Raw genomic sequence first — 25,111 nt, 5'->3', positions numbered from 1 at the left:
CCGCACCGGCACGTCGTAGGAACCGCTCCAGAAGGAACCCCACTCCAGGAGGTTGCGTGCGTCCGCCGAGACCCGGCCCGAGATCCGCACTGTTCAGCGTCGCCGCCGTCACCGTCACCGCAGGATCCCTGCTCGTCGCCCCACACCCCGCGGGCGCCGACCCCAAGCCGCCGGTCCGCGGGGGCTCGGCCCTGTCGCCGGGCGCCGCCCAGGCCCCGGCGAGCGCGACCCGGCGGGCCCTGACCCAGCCGGTCGCCGACCTCGCCGACACGGCCGGTTCCAGCCGCGGTTACCCCCGTGAGCAGGTCCTCTCCCCCGACCCGGAGAACCCCGCCGACAAGTCCCTCAAGCTGGGGCTCACCCCGTACCACGCCATCGCCCCGAAGCTGAACGCCCTCCAGCGGCTCGGCGACCGGGTGAGCGTGGAGATCGCGGGCCGGTCGGCCGGCGGCCACCGGCTCTACCTCGTCACCGTGACCGCCCCCGAGACCGCGCGGCAGGCCCGCGACCAGGCGCGGATGCGTGAACTCATCGAGTCCGCGCCCCGGTCGGCCGCAAGAAGCCCGGAGATCAGGAAGACGTACAAGGCGCCCGTCTTCTTCAACAACAACATCCACGGCAACGAGTGGGAGGGCACCGACGCGTCCCTGAAGCTCATCGAGCGGCTGGCGACCGCGACCGACGCCGGGACCAAGGACCTGCTCGCCCACTCCCGGCTGTACTTCAACCTCACCGCCAACCCGGACGGCCGGATCGCGGGCACCCGCGCCAACGCGGTCGGCTTCGACATGAACCGGGACTTCGTCACCGCCTCGCAGCCCGAGGTGCGGGCGATGCGGCGGATCCAGATCGACAAGCAGCCCGTCGTCATGCTCGACGTGCACGGGTACGTCAACGGCACGCTCATCGAGCCGACCACTCCCCCGCACGGCGAGAACTACGAGTACGACCTTTTCCTGAAGAACGCCTACGCGAACGCGCTCCGCATGGAGTCCGCCGTCAACGGCCTCGGCTACACGCCCGCCGAGGACGGCGTCGACCCGGCCCAGATCCCGTTCCGCGACTCGGAGGAGGGGTGGGACGACTGGCCGCCGATCTTCACCCCGCAGTACGCGGCCTTCCACGGCGCGGTCGCCGCGCACACCGTGGAGATCCCGCTCCAGGTGAACAACGCGGCCTACGAGTCGCTGCCGGTCGAGGAACTCCGCCGCCGGTCCGCGATCAACGTCGACGTGGCGGGCGCGGCGCTGCGCGCGACCCTCGACTTCGTACGGGAGCGACGGACTTCGCTGATCGCCGACCAGATCGAGGTGTTCCGGCGCGGTGCGGCGGGCGCCGCCCAGGTCCCGGTCTCGGCGGAGACCGTCCCCGGCGTGCCCGGCATCGGCCCCGAGGACGTCTACACGACCGACTTCCCGCGCGCCTATGTCGTCCCCGCGGGCGGCGGGCAGCGCTCCGCCACGGCCGCCGCGCGACTCGTCGACCACCTGCTCGCCAACGACGTCCGGGTGACCCGTGCGACCCGCGCCTTCCGGCTCGACGGCCGGTCGTACGCGAAGGGGTCGTACGTCGTCGACCTGCGTCAGCCCAAGCGCGGCATGGCCAATGTGCTGCTCGCCGACGGCACCGACATCAGCGGCAAGGTCTCGGCGATGTACGACATCTCCGGCTGGAGCCTGGGCCGGCTGTGGGGCGCCACCGTGGTGGCGGCGCACAGCGGTCGTCCGTCCGCCGTGCCGGACCGGCCCGTGACGTCCGCCGCCCACGTGGGCCAGGTCGCGCCGCGCGGCGACCTGCGCCTCCGGCTCGACTCCCCGCAGGAGATCGCCGCCCTCAACTCGCTTCTGCGGGACGGTGTCCCGGTACGCCGGGCGGCCGACGGCAGCGCGCTCGTGCCGTCCTCGGCGCGGCGGAAGGCCCAGGCGCTCGCCCGGTCCCACGACGTGGTCTTCGCGGCGGCCAAGGGCGCGTCGAAGGGCACGCCCCTGCGTCCGGTCCGGGTGGCCGCCGCCGTCACGGCGGGCGAGTTGTTCGCGCTGCGCGAGATGGACTTCGACGTGGTCCCGGTGTCGACGGCCGTCCTCAACGCGGGCTTCGACTGGTCCCGGGCCGACGTGCTGTTCGTGTCGTCGGGGCTGTCGTACGGCGCTCTGAACGAGTCCGCCCGTACGGCCCTCACCGGCTTCCTCTCCACGCACGGGCTGGTCGGCCGGGGCGCGGCCGGCGCGGCGCTCGCCACGGCCACCGGGCGGCTGAAGGCCACGGCGGTCCAGGGCAACGGGGACGCCAACGGCGTGGTGCGCGTGGTGAACACGGGCGGCGCGGTGACCGGCGGGGCGCCGGACCACAGCTTCGTCTACGCGCCCGTGTGGTTCACCGGGCTGGGCGACGGGGTGCGGGTCGAGCAGTCGTACGGCGGCGGGAACCCGCTGGTGTCCGGGCACTGGCGGCCGTCGGAGGACGGATCCGGCGGCCCGGCGGCAGCGGCGGGCCGGGCGTCCGTGGTCAGTGGGCCGCACGCGGTCCTGTTCGGTACCGAACCACTGTTCCGCGCCCACCCGAAGGGGGAATTCCCGCAGGTGGGCCGGGCGTTGCTGACGGTGAGCAAGTAGCGGGCGTCAAGGAAACGGGAGCGTGCATGACCGAGGGAACCCGGACGGCCGCCGTCCACGGCACGGCAGCGGTCCACGGCGCGGCCGAAGTGCACGGCACGGTCGCCGACGGCTTCGAGGCGGTGCGCGAGGCGTTCGCCGCGTTCGTGGCCGGTGAACGGGGCGATTACGAGGGCCAGTTGACCGCGTACGTGCACGGGCGGCGGGTCGTCGACCTGTGGGCGGGTCCCGCGGCGGAGGCGGCGACGGGCGGCGACACGCTGCACGGCGTGTTCTCCTCCACCAAGGGCGCCGCCCATCTGGTCGTCGCGCTCCTCGTCCAGGACGGGGTGCTGGAGCTGGACCGCGAAGTCGCCCACTACTGGCCGGAGTTCGCGGCCGAGGGCAAGGGGGCGGTGACCCTGCGGGAGCTGATCTCGCACCGGGCGGGGCTCGTCGGCACCGATGCCGGGTTCACCCTGGAGGAGCTGGCGGACGACCGTGTGATCGCCGAGCGCCTCGCCGGGCAGCGCCCGTACTGGCGCCCCGGAGCCGCCTTCGGCTACCACGCGCTGGTCATCGGGGCGCTCACCGGCGAGGTCGTACGGCGGGCGACGGGCCGTACGCTCCAGGAGGTGTACGAGGAGCGGGTCCGTGCCCCCTACGGGCTCGATCTCTTCCTGGGGCTGCCGGCCGAGCTCGAGCCCCGCTTCCGGACCGTCCTGCCGATGACGCCGACGCCCGCGCAGCAGGCCGAGCTGGACGCCGTGCCGCAGGGCCCGCACACACTGGCGTCGATCGCGTTCAACAACCAGGTGCCGGAGCCGGGTGAGCTGACGGACTTCCCCAACGCGCGGATCGTGCGGGCGAGCGGGCAGTCGTCGGCGGGCGGTGTCGGCTCGGCTCGCGGGCTCGCCGGGATGTACGCGGCGGCCATCAGCTCGGTGGACGGCCGCCCGCCGCTGCTGAAGCCCGACACGGTCGCCGAGATCGGCCAGGTCCACTCCTTCGGCCACGACCTCGTCGCCCGCGCCCCGAAGGCGTTCGGGCTCGGCTTCCAGGCCACCGCCGAGCTGGTCCACCCGTTCCTCGGCGCGGGCACCTTCGGCCACAGCGGGGCCGGCGGCTCCCAGGCCTTCGCCGACCCCCGCAGCGGCCTCGCCTACGGCTACACCCGCCGCCGCATGGCCTTCCCCGGCGGGGCGGCGCCGGAGAACGCGGGACTGGTACGGGCGGTGCACACGGCGGCCCTGGCGTTCTGATCCCCGCCGAACCGGCGGGGCCGCACACGACGGAGTCCGCACCCCACGTCCAGAGGTGCGGACTCCGCGCTGTACAACGACCGTGGACGGGCGACCGTCACGGGGCGGGGCTCAGAGCTTGACGATCATCTTGCCCGTGTTGTCGCCGCGCAGGACGCCGAGGAAGGCCTCCAGGTTGTTCTCGATGCCCTCGACGACCGTCTCGCGGTACTTGAGCTCGCCCGAGGCGACCCAGGGGCCGACCTCCTGGACGAACTGCGACTGGAGGTCGTAGTGGTCGCCGACGAGGACGCCCTCGACGCGGAGGCGGTTCTGCAGGATCTTGACCATGTTGCGCGGGCCAGGGGTCGGCTCCGTCGCGTTGTACTGGGAGATCATGCCGCAGATCACGGCGCGCCCGCGCAGGTTGAGCGCGCCGATCGCGGCCTCCAGGTGCTCGCCGCCGACGTTGTCGAAGTAGACGTCGATGCCGTCGGGGGCCGCCTCCTTGAGCTGCTCCCACACCGGGCCGTTCTTGTAGTTGAAGGCCGCGTCGAAGCCGTACTCCTCCACCAGCAGCTTGACCTTGTCGTCGGAACCGGCGGAGCCGATGACCCGCGAGGCACCCTTGAGCCGGGCGATCTGGCCGACCTGGCTGCCGACAGCGCCGGCGGCGCCGGAGACGAAGACCGCGTCACCCTCCTTGAAGGCGCCGACCCGCAGCAGACCCGCGTAGGCGGTCAGGCCGGTCATCCCGAGGACGCCGAGGTAGGTGGACAGCGGCGCGGCGTCCGGGTCGACCTTCACGGCCTGCTTGGCGTCGAAGGTGGCGTACTCGCGCCAGCCGCCGAAGTGCAGCACGTGGTCGCCCACCGCGATGCCGTCGGCCGCCGAGGCGACGACCTCTCCGACCGCACCGCCCTGCATGACCTTGCCCAGCTCGAACGGGGCGACGTAGGACTTCGCGTCGCTCATGCGGCCACGCATGTACGGGTCCACGGAGAGGTACGTGTTCCGTACGAGGACCTCACCCGCGCCGGGCTGCCGGATCTCCGCCTCGACCAGGGCGAAGTCCTCGTCCTTCGGCCAGCCGACGGGGCGGCTCAGCAGGTGCCATTCACGGCTGGTGGCGGGGAGGGCGGGGATGTCGGACATGGGGTCGGCCTTTCTGCGCTGCGAGGGGCATGCCGTGGTGCGTACATACCGTGCGGTTACTTCAGTATCTGAAACAACCATGCTCCTGAATATTTCATGTTGTCAAGTAAAGGGGTACCCTCGGAGCCATGCCCACGCAGAGGACGACCCCCCGCATCGACCCGTTGACCATGGAGGTCGTCGAACTCATCGGCGCGGTGGTGGCCCGCTACCACGAGGAGTACGAGGACGCCGCCGCCGAACACAGCCTCACCGGCGCCCAGGCCCGTCTCCTCGGCCTCCTTTCCCTGGAGCCGCTGCCCATGCGTCGCCTCGCCCAGAAACTGCGCTGCGAGCCGTCGAACGTGACCGGCATCGTGGACCGCCTGGAGACGCGGGGCCTGGTGGAGCGTCGCCCCGACCCCCATGACCGCCGGGTGAAACTGGCGGCCGCCACCGCCGAGGGCCGCCGGGTGGCCGGCAGCCTCCGGAACTCCCTGGACTTCGCCCGCGAGCCGCTGGCGGGTCTGAGCGCGACCGAGCGGGAGACGCTGCGGGAGCTGTTGCGGCGGATGCTCGGGGCGTAGGTGCAGCGGTCGGGCGTCCGTCCTACGCTGAGCAGGGGAGTCTTTGCTGGAGGTCGGGATGGCCAACGGGAAAGCCCTGCACGGTGCTGACGGTGCGGACGGCACGAAACGGCCCCGCGACGGCGTCGCCGCAGTCGTTCTGCTGTGGATCGCTTCACACGTACTCAGGCGCGGACCCGCACCGGACCGGGAAACGCCCTCTCATCAACTCCCCCGCTCCTGCGAGGAGATGTTCCGGGGGCACAGAACGGCCTGGCGTGAGCGGGCCGTCGCCCACATCCTCTCCCTCGAACAGCAGGCGGCCCGGGAGAGGTGCCGAGTCGTCCAGGACCCGACCGAGCAGTGTCAGCGGGAGAAGACACTGGACGGGATCGCACGGCAACTCGACGAAGCGCGCCACGCCGTCTCCGCGCGGCGCCGTCTCTTCACCGGAGCCGCGGCCCTGGAGAGGACCTGGGCCAATGTGCGCGCGACCGACGTGACGCTGCTCAACCTGTGTGCGGAGCAGGAGTTGATCGGCCGCAGTGCCGATGTGCTGAGCCACGTCGAGCAGCACCTCCGCCCGAACGACCCGCTGCGGGTGAAGGCGGCCGAGGCCGTCGGACGCGTGGAGGCGGGGGAACGACTGCCGGGCGACCGTGAACTCCTCGTCTCCGCCCTGAGCGCCTCCTACGAGGCGCTGGACGGCGAGTTCAGCAGGGTGCGCAGCCTCAGCATCATCCTGCGGATCGCGACCTTCTTCGTCCTCCTCGGCGCGGGCGGGCTCGCGGTCTGGGGCTGGTACTGCCCCGACTCCCTGAACATGTGCTTTCTCCCGGAGGGCAGGAAGTTCGCCGCGTGCCCTTCCGGGGAAGTGGGCAAGGTGCGGGGCAAGCAGCCGAGCGACTACGCCGAGGAGGTCGACGTCCTCGTCGTGGAGGCCGCGGGGCTCGCCGGCGCGGCGCTCACGGTCATCGCGTCCCTGCGCCGCATCCAGGGGACGAGTTCGCCGTACATGCTGCCGCTCGCGGCGGCCCTGTTGAAGTTCCCCACCGGGGCGCTGACCGCGTTCATCGGGGTGCTGCTCATCAGGGGCGCGTTCGTGCCCGGTCTGAGCGACCTGGACTCCAGCCCGCAGATCGTCGCGTGGGCCGTCATCTTCGGCGCGGCCCAGCATCTGGTGACCCGTTTCGTCGACGCACGCGCGCGAGACGCTGTCGGACGTGGGGCGGCGGCCGACCGACCCGCCCGAGCGACGAGCCCCCGAGGGAGGGCAGAGCCGTGCGTGAGCCGGGTGAGCTGACCATCGCGCTGGAGGAGGGCTTCACCGGCCAGCACGTCGTGGTCGTGGTGGACGGGGACGTCGTCCTGGACGATCCGGAGGTCCGCACCCGGCTGCAGATCGGCCTCGCCCGCTCGGTTCCGGTCCCCCTGTCGGAGGGAGACCACGCGATCGGTGTGCGGGTCGACGGCATTGAGCGGCTGGACATCCGTGTCGACGCGGGTGTCACCCGATGGGTGCGGATCGATCGTGCCGCCGACGGAGGTCTCCACGCCGTCACCGGCAGCGGTCTTCGCGGATACGCGTGAGGCCCTCGCCGCGAAGGGCTCGTGACCGTCCGGTCCCCGCGGTGCGGTTGCGGCTCTCCCCCGCCGGGCTTTGACTGGCCAGTGGGAACAAACCCGCCTGTCGGGCAAATCCGCCTGTCGGGTGAATCACCATATTCCGCGCGCCGTCCGACGTCGCGTTTCCCCGCATGACGCCCCCCGCAGCCGCTTCCGACGGCTCCGGCTCATGGGCCGACGTCGCCCAGGCCACGTTTCCCCGGTCCGGAACGGTCCGGGCTCCCGGCCGTTCACCGTTCACCTTCATCCGCGCGTGCCCGCACGGGCGGAAGCGGGAGGCAGCATGACCACTCAGGAATCCAGCCCGCGCAGTGAGTTCGACCAGCTCGTCACCGCGGTGATGGGCACGATCTCCCGCCGTCTGGGCGGCGAGAAGCAGGCCGCGCGCGAGGCGGCCGCGGAGGCCGGAGCCATCGCGGCGACGGAGCGCAGCGGCGTGTACCTGCGCCTCGATCTCCCCGTGCCGCCCGAGGGCCTCGCACAGGCCGCCGAGGCCGTTCGCCCCGTCGAGGGGGCACCGGTGCCGACGGCGACGGTGGGCTTTCCCCCGATGTCGGCCGTGTCGTCGGGCGACGGCGAACCGGTCTCCGCGCACGCGCTCGTGTCCGGTCAGGCCCCCGCACAGGCCGAGATCGCGGCACCCGAGAGCGCCGTGATCTCCTTCGAGGAACTGCGCGTGGACGTGGACGGCCCCGCCCCCACCATGACGGTCTCCGGCACGGTCTGGCGGCTCACCAGCGGCCGACTCACCTGGCTCGCCAAGGTCCGCAAGGAGCCGAACGGCACGTACGCGGGACCGATCAAGTACCGCGACGGCAACACGGCCCTGCGGCCCGGCACCGCGATCCGCGTCCAGCTCACGGGCACTCCGCCCCTGCAGCCCATGGGCGCGCTCGTGACCTTCGTACGGCCGGACGCCCCGGACGAGGTGGTGCGCTACGCGCAGGTCACGCCGCACTTCCGTGAGGTGGAGATCGAGTACGACCGGGTCTCCGACGCCGAACAGACCGTCGAGTACGCGTTGCACGACCACCCCGTACGGCCGCCCGACCTCCCGAACACCACCCTCACCGTGGAGGACGCGTTCAGCCGGCAGGGCATCCATGTCACGCGGACCCGCGGCAGCAACGAGATTCCGCTCTCCGAGTCGGTGAACGGCTCGTGGTCCGACATCGAGATGCACGACGCCATGCAGCGGCACTGGTCCGCCTGGCAGCCCGGCCCCACGGGGCAGGGGGTCGCCCAGTGGCAGGTGTGGACGCTCTTCGCCGGTCGGCACGACAAGGGTCCCGGCCTGGGCGGCATCATGTTCGACGACATCGGCTCCGCCCAGCGGCAGGGCTGCGCGGTGTTCTCGAAGTCGTTCATCTCCGAGCGCCCGCCGAACGACCCCGACCCCGAGGCGTTCGCGCGTCGGATGGCCTACTGGACGGCGGTGCACGAGATCGGTCACTGCTTCAACCTCGCGCACTCGTGGCAGAAGTCGCTGGAGACGCCCTGGATCCCGCTGCGCGACGAGCCCCGCGCCTTCAGCTTCATGAACTACCCGCACGATTTCCCCGGCGGACCGCAGGCGTTCTTCGCGGGCTTCCGGTACTTCTTCTCCGAGGACGAACTCCGCTTCCTGCGGCACGCCCCCGAGCGGTTCGTGCAGCAGGGCAACATCCCCTGGTTCGACCACCACGGCTTCGAGCAGGCGCGACGCACCGCCGGTGCGGGGCCGTTGCAGCTCACCCTGCGGTTCAACCGCGGCACCGACCGGCAACAGGCCTACCGGTTCGGCATGCTGGAGCCGGTGATCGGGGAGCTGAAGCTGACCAACACCTCCGGCGTCCCCACGATGGTGAACCGGGCGACGCTGCGCAGTGACGAACTCAGCATCCTCGTCCAGCGGGACGGCACGACGGAGGCCCGGGTCGTCCAGCCGTACCTGCGCTACTGCCTGCGCCCCGAGCCCGTCCTGCTGCAGCCGAACGAATCGCTGTACGAGGAGGTCGTTCTCTCCTCGGGTCTCGGCGGCTGGCAGATCTCCGAGCCCGGTGCCTACCGGGTGTACGCGGCGCTGCGGTCCGCCCGCGACGGGGCCTCGGCCGCCGCCGACCCGGGCGGCGGCCAGATCCTGGCGGACCCGATCACCGTCCGGGTGGAGCGCCCGGCCAGCCGCGACCAGGAACGCCTCGCGGACGACGTGTTCACCGACACCGTCGGACGCGTCCTCGCGCTGGGCGGCAGCAGGGTCCTGGACGACGCGAACGACGTGCTGCGCGAGGTGACCGAGCGGATCCCCGACACGGCGGTGGCCAGGCACTCGGCCGCGTGTCTCGCCACCGCGACGGCCGTCCCCGGCAAGGTCCTCACGGCCCGCAACGGCACGGTGAGCGTCGAGGCCGCCGGGACCGACGCCGAGGCGGGCGGACAACTGGGCGAGCACGCCTACGGCGACCTCGGGGCTGCGGCGGACACCTTCGGTCACATCCGTCTGACGAACGACCTGACGCGTTACGCGGCCGGTCTGGACGAACTGGGCCGGCGGGACTCGGCGACCCAGCTGCTGGACGGGCTCGCCCACACCCTGGAGGAGCGCCGGGTGAAGCCCGACGTGGTGCGGAAGGTGCAGTGGGAGCGGCAGCAGATCGCGGAGGGCCACGCCGACCGGTGACTCCGCGCGGCTTCGACCGACGGTCCCTGGCGATGCGTCAGGGACCGTCGCCCGTCAGCCGGTCGCCGTCGGCCGGCCGGCCGCCGCCAGCCGATCGCCCATCAGTCGGTCACGGTCAGTCGGCCGCCGCCAGCCGGTCACCGTCGGTCGGTCGCCGTCGGCCAGTCGCGTCGCCCGTCGCCCATCAGTCGGTCACCGGTCAGTCGGCCGCCGTCGGTCGGCCGCCATCAGCCCGTCGCCCATCAGTCGGTCACCGGCCGGTCGTTCCCGGTCGTGCGGGCGCGCTCGACGTCAGGCGCACCACCACAGGAACTTCTCGCATGTCTCCGACGGCGACGGCTCGGGGTCGGGTCGTCGGGGGTGGGGTCGGCGGTGGGTTCCGTCGTCGGGTCCGGGCTGCCGTGGCGGCCGGGCCGGTGGGGGCGCGGGGCGGGAGCCCCCGGTCGCGGACTGGCTGTCGCGTTCCTTCTCCTGCTCGGCCTCGTCCTTGTCCTTGTCGTCCTTCTCCGACTCGGAGGCGGACGGGGAGGCCGACTCGGAGGGCGATGCGGACGGGGAGGCGTCCTCCGTGGAGCCGTCGGCCGTGTCGTCCCGCTCGGCCGATCCGCCGTCGGGAGAAGCCGAGGAACCGCCCGCGGACGCGTCGTCGGCCGCGCGGGTCGCCTTACCGGAGCCGGGGGCCTCGATACCCAGCTCCGCCAGGCTCAGCGCCCCGACGGCCAGCAGCAGCCCGGAGCCGATCAGCAGGACGCGCTTACGGCGGCGCCGGTGGGCGGCGGCCTTGCGGTCGCGGCGGTTGGAGCGGGTCCCCGGCGCGCGCTCCCGGCCGGCCCGGCGGCGCGAGGCGCGGGGGCCGGGCTCGCCCTCGGGCGCCGGGGAGGTCTCCTCGGCTTCCTCGGCGTGTGCGTCGGCGTCGTCCGCGGACGCGGGTAGCTCTTCGACGGGGGTGCCGCAGCCCGGGCAGGCGAGGGCGCCGTTGAGGTGCCGTCGGCACGGGTGGCAGTAGTCCATGACGCGGGAAGACTAGATTCCGCACGGGGGGCGTTCCTAGAGTCTCTTGTGAAGGTTGTGTGCGGAACTTGCCTTTCCGGTTTGCCCAGTTGAGGTCAAGCCCGACCATTCGCCCCGATGTCGGCGCACGCCGAGCGGTCCGCCGCACGCCGGGTGCGACGGACCACAGGGGCCGACGGGCGGGGAACTGCTCGGTTCAGGTCTGTTTCCGGGCCGTCATGGCCCGCTGGATCAGGATGAACGCGCAGAGCAGCACACCGGTGGCGATCTTCGTCCACCAGGAACTGAGGGTGCCCTCGAACTGGATGATGCTCTTGATCAGGCCCAGCACCAGGACGCCGAAGAGGGTGCCGATGACATAGCCGGAGCCGCCGGTCAGCAGGGTGCCGCCGATGACCACCGCGGCGATGGCGTCGAGTTCCATGCCGACGGCGTGCAGCGGGTCACCGGACTGGATGTACAGCATGAACAGCAGGCCGGCCAGGGCCGAGCAGAAGCCGCTCACCGTGTAGACGGCGATCTTGGTGCCGCCGAGCGGGAGCCCCATCAGCAGCGCCGACTGCTCGTTGCCGCCGATGGCGTACACCCGGCGTCCGAAGCGGGTGTAGTGCAGGACGTAGAAGGCGGCGCCGAGGACGGCCAGGGCCACGAGGGCGCCGATCGACAGGTCCCCGAGTCCCAGCGGCACCCGGGTCTGGGCCAGGCTGCTCACCATGGAGTCGCTGATGGAGATGGACTCCTTGCTGATGACCAGGCACAGGCCCCGGAAGAGGAAGAGCCCGGCGAGGGTCACGATGAACGGCTGGATCTCGAAGTTGTGGATCACATAGCCCATGAGGAAGCCGCCGAACGCGCCCACGCCGAGGGCGAGCGGGACGACCACGATCAGGGGCAGGCCCTGACGCTCCACCAGCCAGGCGGTGAACATGGTGGTGAAGCCGATCAGCGAGCCCACGGACAGGTCGATGCCGCCGGACATGATGACGAAGGTGGCGCCGACGGCGGCGACCAGGAGGTAGCTGTTGTCGATGAACAGGTTGAGGAACACCTGCGGTTCGGCGAACCCGTAGTTCTGGTACCGGCTCAGGCCGGTGATGTACATCACGAGGAACAGGGCGGCCGTGACCAGGACCGGCAGCCGCCGGTCACCGAGCAGGCGGGGGATCGCGGACGTCTGGGACGCCGCCGCGCCCTCCGGGGCCGTACGCGTCTTGGTGGTCGCGCTCATCGCGACACCTCCATCTTCGGGGCGGCGTCGGCCGGGGTGGCGGCTCCGCCGGGCGGCGGGCTTCCCGCGCCCCTTGGCGCCGAAGACCTTGGCCCGGAACTTCGGGGACTGCAGCAGGCAGACGACGATGACGACGGCGGCCTTGAAGACCAGGTTGGTCTGGGTCGGCACGCCGATGGTGTAGATCGTGGTGGTCAGGGTCTGGATGACCAGGGCGCCGATCACGGTGCCGCCGATCGAGAACCGGCCGCCGAGCAGCGAGGTGCCACCGATGACCACCGCGAGGATCGCGTCCAGCTCGATCCACAGGCCGGCGTTGTTGCCGTCCGCGGCCGAGGTGTTGGAGCTGATCATCAGGCCCGCGATGCCCGCGCACAGGGCGCAGAACATATAGACCATGATCTTGATGCGCCGGGACCGGATGCCCACCAGGCGGCTGGCCTCGGCGTTGCCGCCGACCGACTCGACGAGCAGACCGAGCGCGGTCTTGCGGGTCAGCGCGACGGTGACGGCGACGACCGCGGCCACCACGAAGATGGAGAAGGGCAGCGTCAGCCAGTAGCCGCCGCCGATCAGCTGGTACGGCTCGCTGTTGATGGTGATGATCTGGCCGTCGGTGATCAGCTGGGCGACACCGCGTCCGGCGACCATGATGATGAGGGTCGCGATGATCGGCTGGATGCCCATCCGGGCGACCAGGAAGCCGTTCCACAGGCCGCAGAGGACCGCGGCCACCAGGCCGATGCCCATGGCGAGGAAGACCCCGGCCAGCGCGTTCTGGTCGGCCTGGTCACTGATGTACGAGCAGGTCAGGGCGCCGGTGATGGCGACGACCGCGCCGACGGAGAGGTCGATGCCGCCGGTGGCGATGACCAGGGTCATGCCGACCGCGACCAGGATCAGCGGCGAGCCGAACAGCACGATCGAGACGAGGCTGCCGTAGAGGTGGCCGTCCGTCATCCTGATCGCGAAGAAGTCGGGGGTGAAGGGGACGTTGATGAGCAGCAGGGCCACCAGGACCGCGACCGGCCAGAACAGGTGGTGGTGCGTCAGCGCCCGCCAGCGGGAGGTGGTGGCTGCGGATGGGGTGCTCACTGGTGTTCTCCGCTCGCGATGGTCTCCAGGATCTTGCTGGTGGTGATCTCCGGTCCGTTGGTCAGCCGGGCCACCAGCTTGCGGTCGCGCAGGACGCCGATGGTGTGGCTGAGGCGGAGGACCTCCTCCAGTTCGGCCGCGATGTAGAGGACGGACATGCCGTCCTCGGAGAGGGAGACGACCAGTTTCTGGATCTCCGCCTTCGCGCCGATGTCGATGCCGCGCGTGGGCTCGTCCAGGATGAGCAGCTTCGGCTGGGTGATCAGCCAGCGGGCGAGCAGCACCTTCTGCTGGTTGCCGCCGCTGAGCTGGCCGACCCGGGCCTCCGGGTTGGCGGGGCGGATGTCCAGCGCCTTGATGTACTTGGCGACCAGTTCGTCGCGCTGGCCGGCCGGGATGGGCCGGGTCCAGCCGCGGGACGCCTGGAGGGCCAGGATGATGTTCTCCCGGACCGTCAGATCGGGGACCAGGCCCTCGGTCTTGCGGTTCTCCGAGCAGAAGGCGACCCCGGCGCCGATGGCGTCGTTCGGGGCGCTCATCGAGACCTGCCGGCCGTCCACGGTGACCTTGCCGCTGTCGGGCTGGTCGGCGCCGAAGAGCAGCCGGGCGAGTTCGGTGCGGCCCGAGCCGAGCAGGCCGGCGAGGCCGACGACCTCGCCCTTCTTGATCTCCAGGTCGAAGGGGGCGATGCCGCCGGTCCGGCCGAGGCCCTCGGCCGCGACGAGGGTCTCGCCGACGTCGGAGCGCAGCTGGTGCTCGTGGAGCTCCTCCAACTGGTCCAGGGCCTTGCCGATCATCAGCTCGATCAGCCCGACCTGGTCGAGGTCGGCCACCATGTGCTCGCCGACCAGGGTGCCGTTGCGCAGCACCGTCATCCGGTCGCAGATCTCGTAGATCTGGTCCAGGAAGTGCGAGACGAAGAGGATGGCGACGCCCTCGTCCCGCAGCCGCCGCATCAGGCGGAACAGTTCGAGGACCTCGTCGCGGTCGAGGCTGGAGGTGGGCTCGTCCAGGACGAGCACCTTGGTGCCGGAGCCCTGGCCGTCGCTGTCGCCGTGGCCCACCGACCGTACGATCGCGACCAGTTGCTGCACGGCCAGCGGGTACGAGGACAGCGGGGCCGTCACGTCGATGTCGAGGCCGAGGCGGTCGACCATCTCCGCGGCTTCCCTGCGCATCTGCTTCCACTGGATGCGGCCCGCGCGCGTGGGTTCACGTCCGATGAAGATGTTCTCCGCCACCGAGAGGTTGGGGCAGAGGTTGACCTCCTGGTAGACCGTGCTGATGCCGGCCTGCTGCGCCTGCAGCGGGCTGCCGAACAGCACGGACTTCCCGTCGAGGGTGACGGTGCCGCCGTCCAGGGAGTAGACCCCCGTCAGCACCTTGATGAGGGTGGACTTCCCGGCACCGTTCTCGCCCATCAGGGCGTGGATCTCGCCGGGGAAGAGCCGGAAGTCGACGCCCGACAGAGCCCGTACCCCCGGAAACTCCTTGACTATGCCCGTCATCTCCAGGACGGGCCGCGGCTCTGCCATGAGCAGCGCTCCTCTTGACATGGGTTCAGGCCCGCGGGGAGCCTCCCGGACCGGGGCGTGCCCGGTCCCCTGGAGGCTCCCTGCCGGTGGGGCGGGTGGGTCAGTACTTACGGGTGGGGAGCGCGTCCTTGGCCTGGTCCTGCATGAAGTCGCTCTCCTCGGTCTTGATCCAGCGCTCGACCTTCTCGCCGTCCTTGACCTTCTGCACGACCTCCATCAGCTGGGGGCCGAGCAGCGGGTTGCACTCGACGATCGCGTTGATCTTGCCTTCGGACATCGCGATGAAGCCGTCCTTCACGCCGTCGACCGTGACGATGAGGATGTCCTTGCCGGGCTTCTTGCCGGCCGCCTCGATGGCCTGGATGGCGCCGAGACCCATGTCGTCGTTGTGCGCGTAGAGGACGTTGATGTCCGGGTTGGACTGCAGGAAGGCCGCCATGACCTGCTTGCCGCCGGCGCGGGTGAAGTCACCGGTCTGGCTGACGACGATCTCCCAGTCGTCCTTGTGCTCGGCGTCCATGATCTCCTTGAAGCCCTTGGCGCGCTCGATCGCCGGAGCGGCACCGGTGGTGCCCTCCAGCTGGGCGATCTTCACCTTGCCCTTGTGGCCGGCCTTCTCCAGGACCTTCTCCAGGATCTTGGCGGCACGGCGGCCCTCGTCGGTGAAGTCGGAACCGACCAGGGTCACGAACAGGGACTCGTCGCTCTCGACGGAGCGGTCCGTCAGGACGACGGGGATCTTCGCCGCCTGGGCCTCCTTGAGGATGGCGTCCCAGCCGGTGACGACGACCGGCGAGAAGGCGATGACGTCCACCTTCTGCGCGATGTAGCTGCGGATCGCGGAGATCTGGTTCTCCTGCTTCTGCTGCGCGTCGGAGAACTTGAGGTTGTAGCCCGCCTCCTTGGCCGCGGACTTCACGGAGTCGGTGTTGGCGCTGCGCCAGCCGCTCTCGGAGCCGACCTGGGAGAAGCCGAGGGTGATCTTCTTGCCGCCGCCGGAACCGGAGTTGCCGCCGGAGCCCTCGTCCTCCTTGGCACAGGCCGCCAGGGTGCCCGCCGCCGCCACGCCGATCGCCGCGGTCAGGAAGTTCCGTCTGTTGAGCATGTTTCTTCTCCTTTGAAGAGCCGGTCCGAGGAGGGACCGTTGGTACTCAGGGGCCGGCCGCACCGCGTCCAACCTGTCGATCATTGTTCGAAATGTCGGCCATACTGAGGGGTGAATGACGTTCGTTTGTTCGGTGCCGCGTCAGCCCGGAGCGGTCCCCGCCAGGGGGACGTACGGGAAGGTGCTGGCGCGGACGACGAGCTGGGGTTCGATGGCGACCCGGGAGACGGAGGAGGCCCGCCCCTCGATGAGGTCCAGCAGGAGCGCGATGCTCCGCTGCCCCACCGTGGCGAAGTCCTGTCGGACGGTGGTGAGCGGCGGGGCGAAGAACTCCGACTCCGGGATGTCGTCGAAGCCGACCACCGCCACGTCCTGGGGGGTCCGTACGCCCGCCTCGCGCAGGGCTCGCAACACCCCCAGCGCCATCTGGTCGTTGGCGACGAAGACGGCGGTCAGACCGCGGCCCACCCAGCCGGCCAGTTCCTGGCCCGCCCGGTAGCCCGAGAGCGGACTCCAGTCCCCCCGCAGCGGCTGCGGCGGTTCGACGCCGGCCTCCTCCAGGGTGGCCCGCCAGCCGGCGGTCCGGTCGGCGGCCTCCTGCCAGTACTCGGGTCCGGCGAGGTGCCAGACCTTGCGGTGACCGGCGGCGAGCAGGTGGCCGGTGGCCAGCCGCGCGCCCAGGTGCTGGTCGACGTTGACGCTGGGGATCTCCGCGCCGGAGCCGGTGCCCACGGCCACCACCGGGAAGGGGTGGCGCAGTTCGCTGAGGGCGGCGACCGCCGAGCGCTGCGGGGCGAGGGCGATCACTCCCTCCACCCCGCCCTCGCTGAGACGGTCCAGGGCCTCGGACAGTGCCTCAACGGTCAGCTCCCGCAGACTGACCGTCGAGACGAGGTATCCCTCGGCCCGTGCCGCCTCCTCCAGCGCGAACAGGGTGCTGGCCGGACCGTAGAGCGTGGTGTTGGAGGCGACCACGCCCAGGGTCTGGGTGCGCCTGGTCGCCAGGGCCCGTGCGGAGAAGTTGCGGCGGTAGCCCATCTCCTCGATCGCGCGGAGCACCTTGGCCCGGGTCTCGTCCCGCACGTTGGGGTGGTCCCCCAGCACTCGGGAGACGGTCTGGTGGGAGACCCCGGCCTGGCGGGCGACGTCGGCCATGGTGGGCGGTCGCAGCTGCGAGGACGTCACGGCCGCACCTCCTTGGCGGTCGTCTGCCGATAAGACCCGTCGTGCGGGAGCGCGCTCCCGTGCCGCCGGATTCATACCGGAATTCCGGAACGCCCGAAGACATCCGGGGGGAAGACGAGTTGGCGCGAGTCCGACACGACGCTCGTACCTCCTTGGATGTTGCCGGGCGATGAATGGTGCGTTGCGGAGGTCATTGTGAGCGCTAACAATTCCCGGCGGTCAAGAGGGCTGCAGCAGGGAAGGCGGTCACGTTTGAGTAACGCGACGGGCGGCACGGGTCACGGAGAGGGCGTTCGTCCGCGTCGGCCGGCCGCGCAACGGCCTTGTGGCCCGAACCTGTTGACGCGAGCCACCTCACAGCCGCGCACCGGAGTCCCGCCCGGCGCGATCTGCCTGGCAGAGGCCACCTTCGGGCCCGACGGCGGACCCCTGGCGAGCCGGACCCGGCACCCCCAGCAAGGCCGGAATTCGCCGCACGGCGCCCAACCCACCCCGGACGAAACGGACATCACGCCCGCCACCAGGGGACTCTTGGACATCCGCGCCCCCGTCAAGGACACCGCTCACATCCGTGCGCCGCGCGCCGCGTTCACCCGCGCCCGAATCACCCCGTACCGTTCCCGGGGCGCGAGCCGTGCGGATCGCCTTGGACCGTTGTGTGTTCGACCCATTGACACTCCGACCGGGTCGTCCTTACTGTCGCGACCAGCATTTCGAACGAGCGACGAAATTTCGAACAGACTACAGAGGGCAGGGAGTACCGTGCGCATCACGGGAATCAGCACGCACGTGGTCGGGACGCCGTGGCGAAACCTGACCTACGTCCTCGTGCACACCGACGAGGGTCTCACCGGCGTCGGCGAGACCCGCATGCTGGGCCACACCGACGCGCTGCTCGGCTATCTGCACGAGGCGAAGACCAACCACATTCTCGGCTCCGACCCGTTCGCTGTCGAGGATCTGGTCAAGCGGATGAAGTACGGCGACTACGGGCGCGCCGGTGAGATCGTGATGTCCGGCATCGCCGTCATCGAGATGGCCTGCTGGGACATCAAGGGCAAGGCCCTCGGCGTGCCGGTCTGGCAGCTGCTGGGCGGCAAGGTCACCGACAAGGTCAAGGCGTACGCCAACGGCTGGTACACCACCGAGCGCACGCCCGAGGCGTACCACAAGGCGGCGCGGGGGGTGATGGAGCGCGGGTACAAGGCGCTCAAGATCGACCCCTTCGGGACCGGCCACTTCGAGCTGGACCACCAGCAGAGCCTGTACGCCGTCTCGCTGATCGAGGCCGTGCGCGACGCCATCGGGCCGGACGCCGAGCTGATGCTGGAGATGCACGGCCGGTTCTCGCCCTCGACCGCCGTGCGGCTCGCCAAGGACCTGGCGCCCTTCAAGCCCGCGTGGCTGGAGGAGCCGGTGCCGCCGGAGAACCTGAAGGCGCTGGAGAAGGTGGCCGCCAAGGTCGACATGCCGGTGGCCACGGGTGAGCGCATCCACGACCGGATCGAGTTCCGGGAGCTCTTCGAGAGCCAGGCCGTGGACATCATCCAGCCGGACGTCGGCCACATCGGCGGCATCTGGGAGACCCGCAAGCTGGCCGCGACCGCCGAGACCCACTACACGCTGGTCGCGCCGCACAACGTGGGCGGCCCGGTGCTGACGGCGGCCTCCCTCCAGGTCGGCTTCACCTCCCCGAACTTCAAGATCCTCGAGCACTTCAACGACTTCGCGGACGCGGACATCAAGAAGGTCGTCTCGGGCGCCCCGGAGGTCGTGGACGGCTACTTCCACCTCTCCGACAAGCCCGGCCTCGGGGTCGAGCTGGACGTGGACGCGGCGGCGGAGTTCCCGCAGCAGCAGGCCCGCTTCGACCTGTGGGCCGAGGGCTGGGAGCAGCGCAAGCCCAAGGGGACCAAGTGACCCCCTCCCCCGACGCGGCCACCGCCGTCGTCATCGAGGCGCCGGGCGAGCACCGTCTCGTCCCGCACGAGGCCAGGCCGCCGGAGGCCGGCGAGGCCCTGGTCCGGGTGCACGCCTCCGGGATCTGCGGCAGCGACCGCGAGGTCTTCCAGGGCAACCGGCCGGAGGGGTACGTCCGCTACCCGCTCACCCCGGGCCACGAGTGGTCCGGCACGGTCGTCGAGGTCGGCACCGGAGTTCCTTCAACTCTTGTAGGGCGCAAGGTAGTTGGCGAGGGTTTCCGCAACTGCCAGGTGTGCGACCGCTGCCACGCGGGCGAGACCACGCTGTGCTCGGCGGGGTACGAGGAGACCGGGTTCACCCAGCCCGGCGCGATGGCCACGACGCTCACCCTGCCCGCCCGGCTGCTGCACGTCCTGCCGGATGACGCGGATCTGACGGCGGCGGCGCTGCTGGAGCCGGCCGCGTGCATCGCGGCCGCCGCGCTCAAGGCGAACGCCGTTCCTGGTGAGCGGGTCGCCGTGGTGGGGACCGGGACGCTCGGGATGTTCGCCGTTCAGTTCTTGAAGGCTGCCTCGCCCGCCGAGCTGCTCGTCGTGGGCACCCGGCCGGACCGCGCGGAGCTGTCGAAGCGCTTCGGCGCGACCGACTTCCGCACCAAGGACCAGGAGCTGCCGGGCGACTTCGACGTGGTCATCGAGACCGCCGGGTCGGCGGACGCGGCGCGCACGGCCGCCGCTCTGCTGCGGCGCGGCGGCCGGCTGGTCCTGACGGGCATCCCGGCGCCGGGCGCCGACGGGCTCGACCCGACGGATCTCGTCGTACGGCAGCTGGAGGTGCACACGGTGTTCGGCGCGGCGCCGGACGCGTGGGCGCACACGGTGCGGGTCTTCGGAGCCGGGCTGCTGGACCCACTGCCGCTCGTCACGCACGAGCTTCCGCTGGCGGAGTTCCCCCAGGCCATCGAGTTGGTGGGGTCCGGAGACCCGACGGTGGGCAAGGTCCTGCTGCGGCCATGACACACCCCTGAGCCGTACGCCGGTACGGGGTACCTGACGACTGCGTACCGGCGTACACCCAAGAGTTTTGTGCACCAAGAGCCGCGAACCTCGTCCGAAATACCGAACATGAAGGACAGCTTGTGACCGACACCACCACTCCGGCCCCGCGCCGACCCGGCGAGCAGGCCCTCGCCGCGCTCGGGCTCGACGCACCCGCCCTCGACCCGTCCGACGCCTCACCGCACACCTTCCCCGGTGGCGGCCGCTGGCGCACCGAGGTGCCCTCCGTGGAGGGGCCGGAGGCGCTCGCCGTGGTCCTCAAGGAGGCCTCGCGGCTCGACGTCCCGATCCACCGGATCAGCCAGGGCAGCGGTGTGTGGATGCTCACCGACGCCGAGATCACCGAGATGGTGGAGGCGACGGCCGAGCGCGACATCGAGCTCTGCCTGTTCACCGGCCCGCGCGGCACCTGGGACATCGGCGGCTCCACCCGCACCGACTCCAAGGGCGGCGGTCTGCGCGCCCGGGGCCACGACGCGGTCGCCGGCTGCGTGGAGGACGCCGTCCGCGCGACCGAACTGGGCGTGAAGTGCCTGCTCGTCGCCGACGAGGGCGTGCTGTGGACGCTGCACAGGGCGCGGGTGGCGGGGATCCTGCCGGCCGACACGACGTTCAAGGTGTCGGCGCTGATCGGACCGGTGAACCCGACCGCGTACGCCGTGTACGAGAACCTCGGCGGCGACTCGATCAACGTGCCGAGCGACCTCACGCTCGACCACCTCACGGAGATCCGGCGGGCGTCCGCCGCCCCCATGGACATGTACATCGAGGCGCCCGACGACCTCGGCGGCTATGTCCGGATGTACGAGGTCGCCGAGCTGATCCGGCGCGGCGCGCCGATCTATCTGAAGTTCGGCCTGTCGAAGGCCCCCGGGATCTACCCCTACGGGCACCACATGCGGGACCTCACACTGTCCACGGCCAAGGAACGCGTACGGCGCGGCCGACTGGCCCTGGATCTGCTCGCACGGCACGGGGCGGACGGCGACATGGCGCCGCTCGGCTCCCGACTGCCGGGCGAACTGAAGCGGTTCGGAACTCCCTCATAACGAACCGGACAACTGTCTTCACAGAAGAAGACGCGGTCACACAGAATCCCCCACATCTTCTCTGGCAGCGTTCGGCTCATGAAACGCCGGCCTCGCCAGAACGATCCAGGCCTTCAAAACATCAAGGATGATGATCATGCGCACTCGCCGAGCCGCACTCGCCGCCATAGCCTCCGCCGCCTCGCTGGCCCTGACCCTCTCCGCCTGTGGCCAGAGCGGCGAGGGCGGCAGCAAGGACGAGGGCGGCAGCACCGAGGGCGCCACCATCGGCATCTCGATGCCGACCAAGTCCTCCGAGCGCTGGATCGCCGACGGCGACAACGTGGTCAAGGACCTCAAGTCCAAGGGCTACAAGACCCAGCTGGTCTTCGGCGAGGACGACCCCGCCAAGCAGGTCTCCCAGATCGAGAACATGATCACGCAGGGCGTGAAGGCCCTGATCGTCGCGGCGATCGACAACAAGTCGATGAACAACGTGCTCCAGCAGGCCAAGGACGCCAACATCCCGGTCATCTCCTACGACCGGCTGATCCTCGGCACCGAGAACGTCGACTACTACGCCTCCTTCGACAACGAGAAGGTCGGCGAGCTCCAGGGCAACTACATCGTCGAGAAGCTCGGCCTGAAGGACGGCTCCAAGAAGGGCCCGTTCAACATCGAGCTGTTCGCCGGCTCCAACGACGACAACAACACCCGCTACTTCTTCAACGGCGCGATGAACGTCCTCAAGCCGTACATCGACAAGAAGCAGCTGGTCGTGAAGTCCGGCGAGACCGAGATCACCAAGGTCACCACGCTGCGCTGGGACGGCGCCACCGCCCAGCGCCGTATGGACGACATCCTCACCAAGGACTACAAGAGCGGCAAGGTCGACGCCGTCCTCTCGCCGTACGACGGCATCTCCATCGGCATCCTCTCCGCGCTGAAGTCCGACGGCTACGGCTCCAAGGACAAGCCGCTGCCGATCGTCACCGGCCAGGACGCCGAGGTCGGCTCGGTGAAGTCGATCATCGCGGACGAGCAGTCGATGACCGTCTACAAGGACACCCGCGAACTCGCCAAGGTGGCCTCGAACATGGTCGACGCGCTGCTGAACGACAAGAAGCCCGAGACCAACGACACCGAGACCTACGACAACGGCTCCAAGGTCGTCCCGGCCTACCTGCTGGAGCCGGTCGCCGTCGACAAGACCAACTACCAGAAGGTCGTCGTCGACTCCGGCTACATCAAGGCCGGCGACCTCAAGTAACCGCCGGCACCAACGGATTGGAAGGCACGACCATGGCGGGACCCGTCCTGGAAATGCGCTCGATCGTCAAGACCTTTCCCGGCGTCAAAGCGCTGTCGGACGTCACCCTGACCGTCCGCCAGGGCGAGGTCCACGCCATCTGCGGTGAGAACGGCGCCGGAAAGTCCACCTTGATGAAGGTGCTCTCCGGCGTCCATCCGCACGGCAGCTACGAGGGCGAGATCCTCTTCGAGGGAGAGGTCTGCGAGTTCAAGGACATCCGCGCGAGCGAGCAGCGCGGCATCGTCATCATCCACCAGGAGCTGGCGCTGTCGCCGTACCTCTCCCTGGCGGAGAACATCTTCCTCGGCAACGAGCACGCCAAGGGCGGGTTCATCGACTGGCGGGAGACCCTGCGGCACGCGAGCCAACTGCTGCGCAGGGTCGGTCTCGACGACCACCCGGAGACCCGGGTCGCCGACATCGGTGTGGGAAAGCAGCAGCTGGTGGAGATCGCCAAGGCGCTGTCCAAGAAGGTGAAGCTGCTCATCCTGGACGAGCCGACCGCCGCCCTGAACGACGAGGACAGCGGCAAACTCCTCGACCTCATCCTGGAGTTGAAGAAGCAGGGCATCACCTCGATCATCATCTCCCACAAGCTCAACGAGATCCGCAAGGTCGCCGACTCGGTGACGATCATCCGCGACGGGAAGTCGATCGAGACCCTCGACGTCAAGGCCGAGGAGACCACCGAGGACCGGATCATCAGCGGCATGGTGGGCCGCGACCTCGACAACCGCTTCCCCGAGCGCACCCCGCACGAGCCGGAGGTGGGCGCGGCACCCGCCCTGGAGATCCGCGACTGGACCGTGCTCCACCCCATCGACCAGCAGCGCAAGGTCGTCGACGATGTGTCGATCAGCGTGCGGCGCGGGGAGATCGTCGGGATCGCGGGCCTCATGGGCGCCGGTCGCACGGAGCTCGCGATGAGCGTCTTCGGCCGGACCTACGGCCGCTACGCGGGCGGCACGGTCCTCAAGGACGGCACCGAGATCCGTACGAAGTCGGTCGCCGAGGCGGTCAAGCACGGCATCGCGTACGTGACCGAGGACCGCAAGCACTACGGCCTCAACCTGATCGACACGATCAACCGGAACATCTCGCTGACCGCCCTGAACAAGGTCGCCAAGCGGGGCGTCGTCGACGAGCACGAGGAGCGCCAGGTCGCCGAGCGCTACCGCAAGACCATGAACATCAAGGCCCCGACGGTGTTCGAGCCGGTGGGCAAGCTGTCCGGCGGCAACCAGCAGAAGGTCGTCCTCAGCAAGTGGATCTTCGCCGGTCCGGACGTGCTGATCCTGGACGAGCCGACGCGTGGCATCGACGTCGGCGCCAAGTACGAGATCTACACGGTGATCGACAAGCTGGCCGCCGAGGGCAAGGCGGTCGTCTTCATCTCCTCCGAGCTGCCGGAGCTCCTCGGGATGTGCGACCGCATCTACACGATGGCCGCGGGGCGGCTGACAGGCGAGTTCTCGCGTGCCGAGGCCACGCAGGAATCGCTGATGCGCCAGATGACGAAGGACAAAGAGGTAACCCGATGAGCACGGATGTGACCGCCAAGAGCCCGGCCCCGGCGCCGCCGGGCGGCACCGGATCGGCCACGGGCGGCGGCCTGTTGCAGCTGATGCTGGACGGTATGCGCCGCAACATGCGGCAGTACGGCATGCTGATCGCCCTCGGCCTGATCGTCGCCTTCTTCGCGCTCCTGACCGGCGGCGACCTGCTGCTGCCGCGCAACGTCTCCAACCTGGTCCTGCAGAACAGCTACATCCTGATCCTCGCGATCGGCATGATGCTGGTGATCGTCGCGGGCCACATCGACCTGTCGGTCGGTTCGCTCACGGCCTTCGTGGGCGCGTTCGCGGCGGTGCTGACGGTGCAGCACGACATACCGTGGCCGCTCGCCGTGGTGCTCTGCCTGATGGCGGGCGCGGCCGCGGGCGCGGCCCAAGGGTTCTTCATCGCGTATCTGGGCATACCGTCGTTCATCGTCACCCTCGCCGGCATGCTCGTCTTCCGCGGTGTCACGGAGATCCTGCTGGAGGGCCAGACCCTCGGCCCGTTCCCCGACGGCCTGCAGAAGATGGGCAACGGCTTCCTGCCCGAGGTCGGTCCCGCGACCAACTACCACAACATCACCCTGCTGCTGGGCTTCACTCTGATCGCCTTCGTGGTCATCCAGGAGGTGCGTGACCGCAAGCGCCAGCAGGAGTTCGCCCTCGACGTGGCGCCGCGCAACATCTTCCTGCTCAAGCTGGTCGCCATCTCGGCCGCGCTGCTCACCGTCACCATGCTGCTGGCCAGCTACAAGGGCGCGCCGATCATCCTGCTGGTGCTGGGCGCGCTGGTCGTCGGCTACGGCTACCTGATGCGCAACGCGGTCTTCGGCCGGCACATCTACGCGATCGGCGGCAACCTGCCGGCCGCGAAGCTCTCCGGTGTGAAGGACAGGAAGGTCACCTTCCTGGTCTTCGTCAACATGGGCGTGCTCGCGGCCCTGGCGGGTCTGGCGATCGCCGCCCGGCTCAACGCGGCCTCGCCGAAGGCGGGTCTGAGCTACGAGCTGGAGGCCATCGCCTCGGCGTTCATCGGCGGCGCGTCCATGAGCGGCGGTGTCGGCACCGTCCTCGGCGCGATCATCGGCGGTCTCGTCCTCGGCGTGCTGAACAACGGTATGAACCTTCTCAGCGTCGGCACCGACTGGCAGCAGGTCATCAAGGGCCTGGCCCTGCTGGCGGCCGTCGGCTTCGACGTGTGGAACAAGCGCAAGAGCGGTTCCTGACACACCGGAAGGGGGGCCTCGCCGAAAGGCGG

General features: G+C 70.2%; 18 protein-coding genes and 1 pseudogene. 12 read left to right on the top strand and 7 right to left on the bottom strand.

Annotated elements, in window-relative coordinates:
- Positions 1-56: 56 nt before the first annotated feature.
- Both E4N62_RS04045 and E4N62_RS04040 read left to right on the top strand, forming a co-directional pair.
- Positions 57-2,612, top strand: coding sequence for a M14 family zinc carboxypeptidase (locus tag E4N62_RS04045; protein WP_230211949.1), 2,556 nt, complete (start codon positions 57-59; stop codon positions 2,610-2,612).
- Positions 2,613-2,638: 26 nt separating this feature from the next.
- The gene (locus E4N62_RS04040; protein ID WP_230211948.1) at positions 2,639-3,853 is read left to right on the top strand and encodes a serine hydrolase domain-containing protein; all 1,215 of its coding nucleotides are present in this window, start codon (positions 2,639-2,641) and stop codon (positions 3,851-3,853) included.
- Between the two features lie 111 nt (positions 3,854-3,964).
- Here E4N62_RS04040 and E4N62_RS04035 read toward each other — a convergent pair whose 3' ends face one another.
- On the bottom strand, positions 3,965-4,987 hold the full coding sequence (locus tag E4N62_RS04035) for an NADP-dependent oxidoreductase (protein WP_230211947.1): 1,023 nt from the start codon (positions 4,985-4,987) through the stop codon (positions 3,965-3,967).
- Between the two features lie 128 nt (positions 4,988-5,115).
- Between E4N62_RS04035 and E4N62_RS04030 the strand changes: the two genes are divergently transcribed.
- The 4 genes from E4N62_RS04030 (at position 5,116) to E4N62_RS04015 (ending at position 9,817) form a co-directional block, all read left to right on the top strand.
- Entirely contained in the window at positions 5,116-5,553 is a 438-nt protein-coding gene (locus tag E4N62_RS04030; RefSeq protein WP_230211946.1) for a MarR family winged helix-turn-helix transcriptional regulator, read from the top strand.
- A 229-nt stretch (positions 5,554-5,782) separates the two neighbouring features.
- Positions 5,783-6,835 (top strand): hypothetical protein, encoded by a 1,053-nt coding sequence (locus E4N62_RS04025; protein WP_230211945.1) that lies wholly within the window; start codon positions 5,783-5,785, stop codon positions 6,833-6,835.
- Positions 6,814-7,122 carry a hypothetical protein gene (locus tag E4N62_RS04020; RefSeq protein ID WP_230211944.1) on the top strand — a complete coding sequence of 103 codons (309 nt, stop codon included), beginning with the start codon at positions 6,814-6,816 and terminating at the stop codon, positions 7,120-7,122. The genes E4N62_RS04025 and E4N62_RS04020 overlap by 22 nt, the downstream gene beginning before the upstream one ends.
- A gap of 319 nt (positions 7,123-7,441) precedes the next feature.
- Positions 7,442-9,817: a hypothetical protein gene (locus tag E4N62_RS04015; RefSeq protein ID WP_230211943.1), complete on the top strand. Its 2,376-nt coding sequence runs from the start codon at positions 7,442-7,444 to the stop codon at positions 9,815-9,817.
- Between the two features lie 291 nt (positions 9,818-10,108).
- Here E4N62_RS04015 and E4N62_RS04010 read toward each other — a convergent pair whose 3' ends face one another.
- The 6 genes and pseudogenes from E4N62_RS04010 to E4N62_RS03985 all read right to left on the bottom strand — a co-directional run bounded on the left by E4N62_RS04010 (position 10,109) and on the right by E4N62_RS03985 (position 16,976).
- Complete coding sequence (locus E4N62_RS04010; RefSeq protein ID WP_230211942.1) at positions 10,109-10,828, bottom strand: hypothetical protein; 720 nt, start codon at positions 10,826-10,828, stop codon at positions 10,109-10,111.
- Between the two features lie 196 nt (positions 10,829-11,024).
- On the bottom strand, positions 11,025-12,056 hold the full coding sequence (gene yjfF, locus E4N62_RS04005; RefSeq protein ID WP_230211941.1) for a galactofuranose ABC transporter, permease protein YjfF: 1,032 nt from the start codon (positions 12,054-12,056) through the stop codon (positions 11,025-11,027).
- A pseudogene (locus E4N62_RS04000) lies at positions 12,053-13,151 on the bottom strand (ABC transporter permease). Before E4N62_RS04000 ends, yjfF begins: the two are co-directional and overlap by 4 nt.
- On the bottom strand, positions 13,148-14,686 hold the full coding sequence (locus E4N62_RS03995; RefSeq protein WP_230211940.1) for a sugar ABC transporter ATP-binding protein: 1,539 nt from the start codon (positions 14,684-14,686) through the stop codon (positions 13,148-13,150). Before E4N62_RS03995 ends, E4N62_RS04000 begins: the two are co-directional and overlap by 4 nt.
- A 100-nt stretch (positions 14,687-14,786) precedes the next feature.
- Positions 14,787-15,791, bottom strand: coding sequence for an ABC transporter substrate-binding protein (locus tag E4N62_RS03990; protein ID WP_230211939.1), 1,005 nt, complete (start codon positions 15,789-15,791; stop codon positions 14,787-14,789).
- 141 nt (positions 15,792-15,932) lie between these two features.
- Positions 15,933-16,976: a LacI family DNA-binding transcriptional regulator gene (locus E4N62_RS03985; RefSeq protein WP_230211938.1), complete on the bottom strand. Its 1,044-nt coding sequence runs from the start codon at positions 16,974-16,976 to the stop codon at positions 15,933-15,935.
- A gap of 762 nt (positions 16,977-17,738) precedes the next feature.
- Between E4N62_RS03985 and E4N62_RS03980 the strand changes: the two genes are divergently transcribed.
- From E4N62_RS03980 to mmsB, 6 genes are all read left to right on the top strand, one after another.
- Positions 17,739-18,896, top strand: a complete 1,158-nt coding sequence (locus tag E4N62_RS03980) for a mandelate racemase/muconate lactonizing enzyme family protein (protein ID WP_184894600.1) — start codon at positions 17,739-17,741, stop codon at positions 18,894-18,896.
- Positions 18,893-19,915, top strand: a complete 1,023-nt coding sequence (locus E4N62_RS03975) for a zinc-binding dehydrogenase (protein WP_230211937.1) — start codon at positions 18,893-18,895, stop codon at positions 19,913-19,915. The genes E4N62_RS03980 and E4N62_RS03975 overlap by 4 nt, the downstream gene beginning before the upstream one ends.
- 122 nt (positions 19,916-20,037) lie before the next feature.
- The gene (locus E4N62_RS03970) at positions 20,038-21,006 is read left to right on the top strand and encodes a hypothetical protein (RefSeq protein WP_230211936.1); all 969 of its coding nucleotides are present in this window, start codon (positions 20,038-20,040) and stop codon (positions 21,004-21,006) included.
- A gap of 136 nt (positions 21,007-21,142) precedes the next feature.
- Entirely contained in the window at positions 21,143-22,255 is a 1,113-nt protein-coding gene (gene chvE / locus E4N62_RS03965; RefSeq protein ID WP_230211935.1) for a multiple monosaccharide ABC transporter substrate-binding protein, read from the top strand.
- A gap of 32 nt (positions 22,256-22,287) precedes the next feature.
- Positions 22,288-23,838 (top strand): multiple monosaccharide ABC transporter ATP-binding protein, encoded by a 1,551-nt coding sequence (gene mmsA / locus E4N62_RS03960; RefSeq protein ID WP_230211934.1) that lies wholly within the window; start codon positions 22,288-22,290, stop codon positions 23,836-23,838.
- A complete protein-coding gene (mmsB, locus tag E4N62_RS03955) occupies positions 23,835-25,079 on the top strand; it encodes a multiple monosaccharide ABC transporter permease (RefSeq protein WP_230211933.1) in 1,245 nt (414 codons plus the stop codon). Before mmsA ends, mmsB begins: the two co-directional genes overlap by 4 nt.
- Positions 25,080-25,111: the final 32 nt, after the last annotated feature.

The sequence above is a fragment of the Streptomyces sp. MNU76 genome (genome assembly GCF_020982545.1).
Classification (GTDB): Bacteria; Actinomycetota; Actinomycetes; order Streptomycetales; family Streptomycetaceae; genus Streptomyces.
The sequence above is the reverse complement of the archived record's forward strand: the minus strand, read 5'-3'. Positions and strand labels throughout refer to the sequence as shown.

Excerpts from the sequence above, each read along its gene's own strand:
- E4N62_RS04040 (WP_230211948.1), top strand. The coding sequence starts at position 2,639 with ATGACCGAGGGAACCCGGACGGCCGCCGTCCACGGCACGGCAGCGGTC.
- E4N62_RS04035 (WP_230211947.1), bottom strand. The coding sequence starts at position 4,987 with ATGTCCGACATCCCCGCCCTCCCCGCCACCAGCCGTGAATGGCACCTG.
- E4N62_RS04030 (WP_230211946.1), top strand. The coding sequence starts at position 5,116 with ATGCCCACGCAGAGGACGACCCCCCGCATCGACCCGTTGACCATGGAG.
- E4N62_RS04025 (WP_230211945.1), top strand. The coding sequence starts at position 5,783 with ATGTTCCGGGGGCACAGAACGGCCTGGCGTGAGCGGGCCGTCGCCCAC.
- E4N62_RS04015 (WP_230211943.1), top strand. The coding sequence starts at position 7,442 with ATGACCACTCAGGAATCCAGCCCGCGCAGTGAGTTCGACCAGCTCGTC.
- E4N62_RS04010 (WP_230211942.1), bottom strand. The coding sequence starts at position 10,828 with ATGGACTACTGCCACCCGTGCCGACGGCACCTCAACGGCGCCCTCGCC.
- yjfF (WP_230211941.1), bottom strand. The coding sequence starts at position 12,056 with ATGAGCGCGACCACCAAGACGCGTACGGCCCCGGAGGGCGCGGCGGCG.
- E4N62_RS03995 (WP_230211940.1), bottom strand. The coding sequence starts at position 14,686 with ATGGCAGAGCCGCGGCCCGTCCTGGAGATGACGGGCATAGTCAAGGAG.
- E4N62_RS03990 (WP_230211939.1), bottom strand. The coding sequence starts at position 15,791 with ATGCTCAACAGACGGAACTTCCTGACCGCGGCGATCGGCGTGGCGGCG.
- chvE (WP_230211935.1), top strand. The coding sequence starts at position 21,143 with ATGCGCACTCGCCGAGCCGCACTCGCCGCCATAGCCTCCGCCGCCTCG.
- mmsA (WP_230211934.1), top strand. The coding sequence starts at position 22,288 with ATGGCGGGACCCGTCCTGGAAATGCGCTCGATCGTCAAGACCTTTCCC.
- mmsB (WP_230211933.1), top strand. The coding sequence starts at position 23,835 with ATGAGCACGGATGTGACCGCCAAGAGCCCGGCCCCGGCGCCGCCGGGC.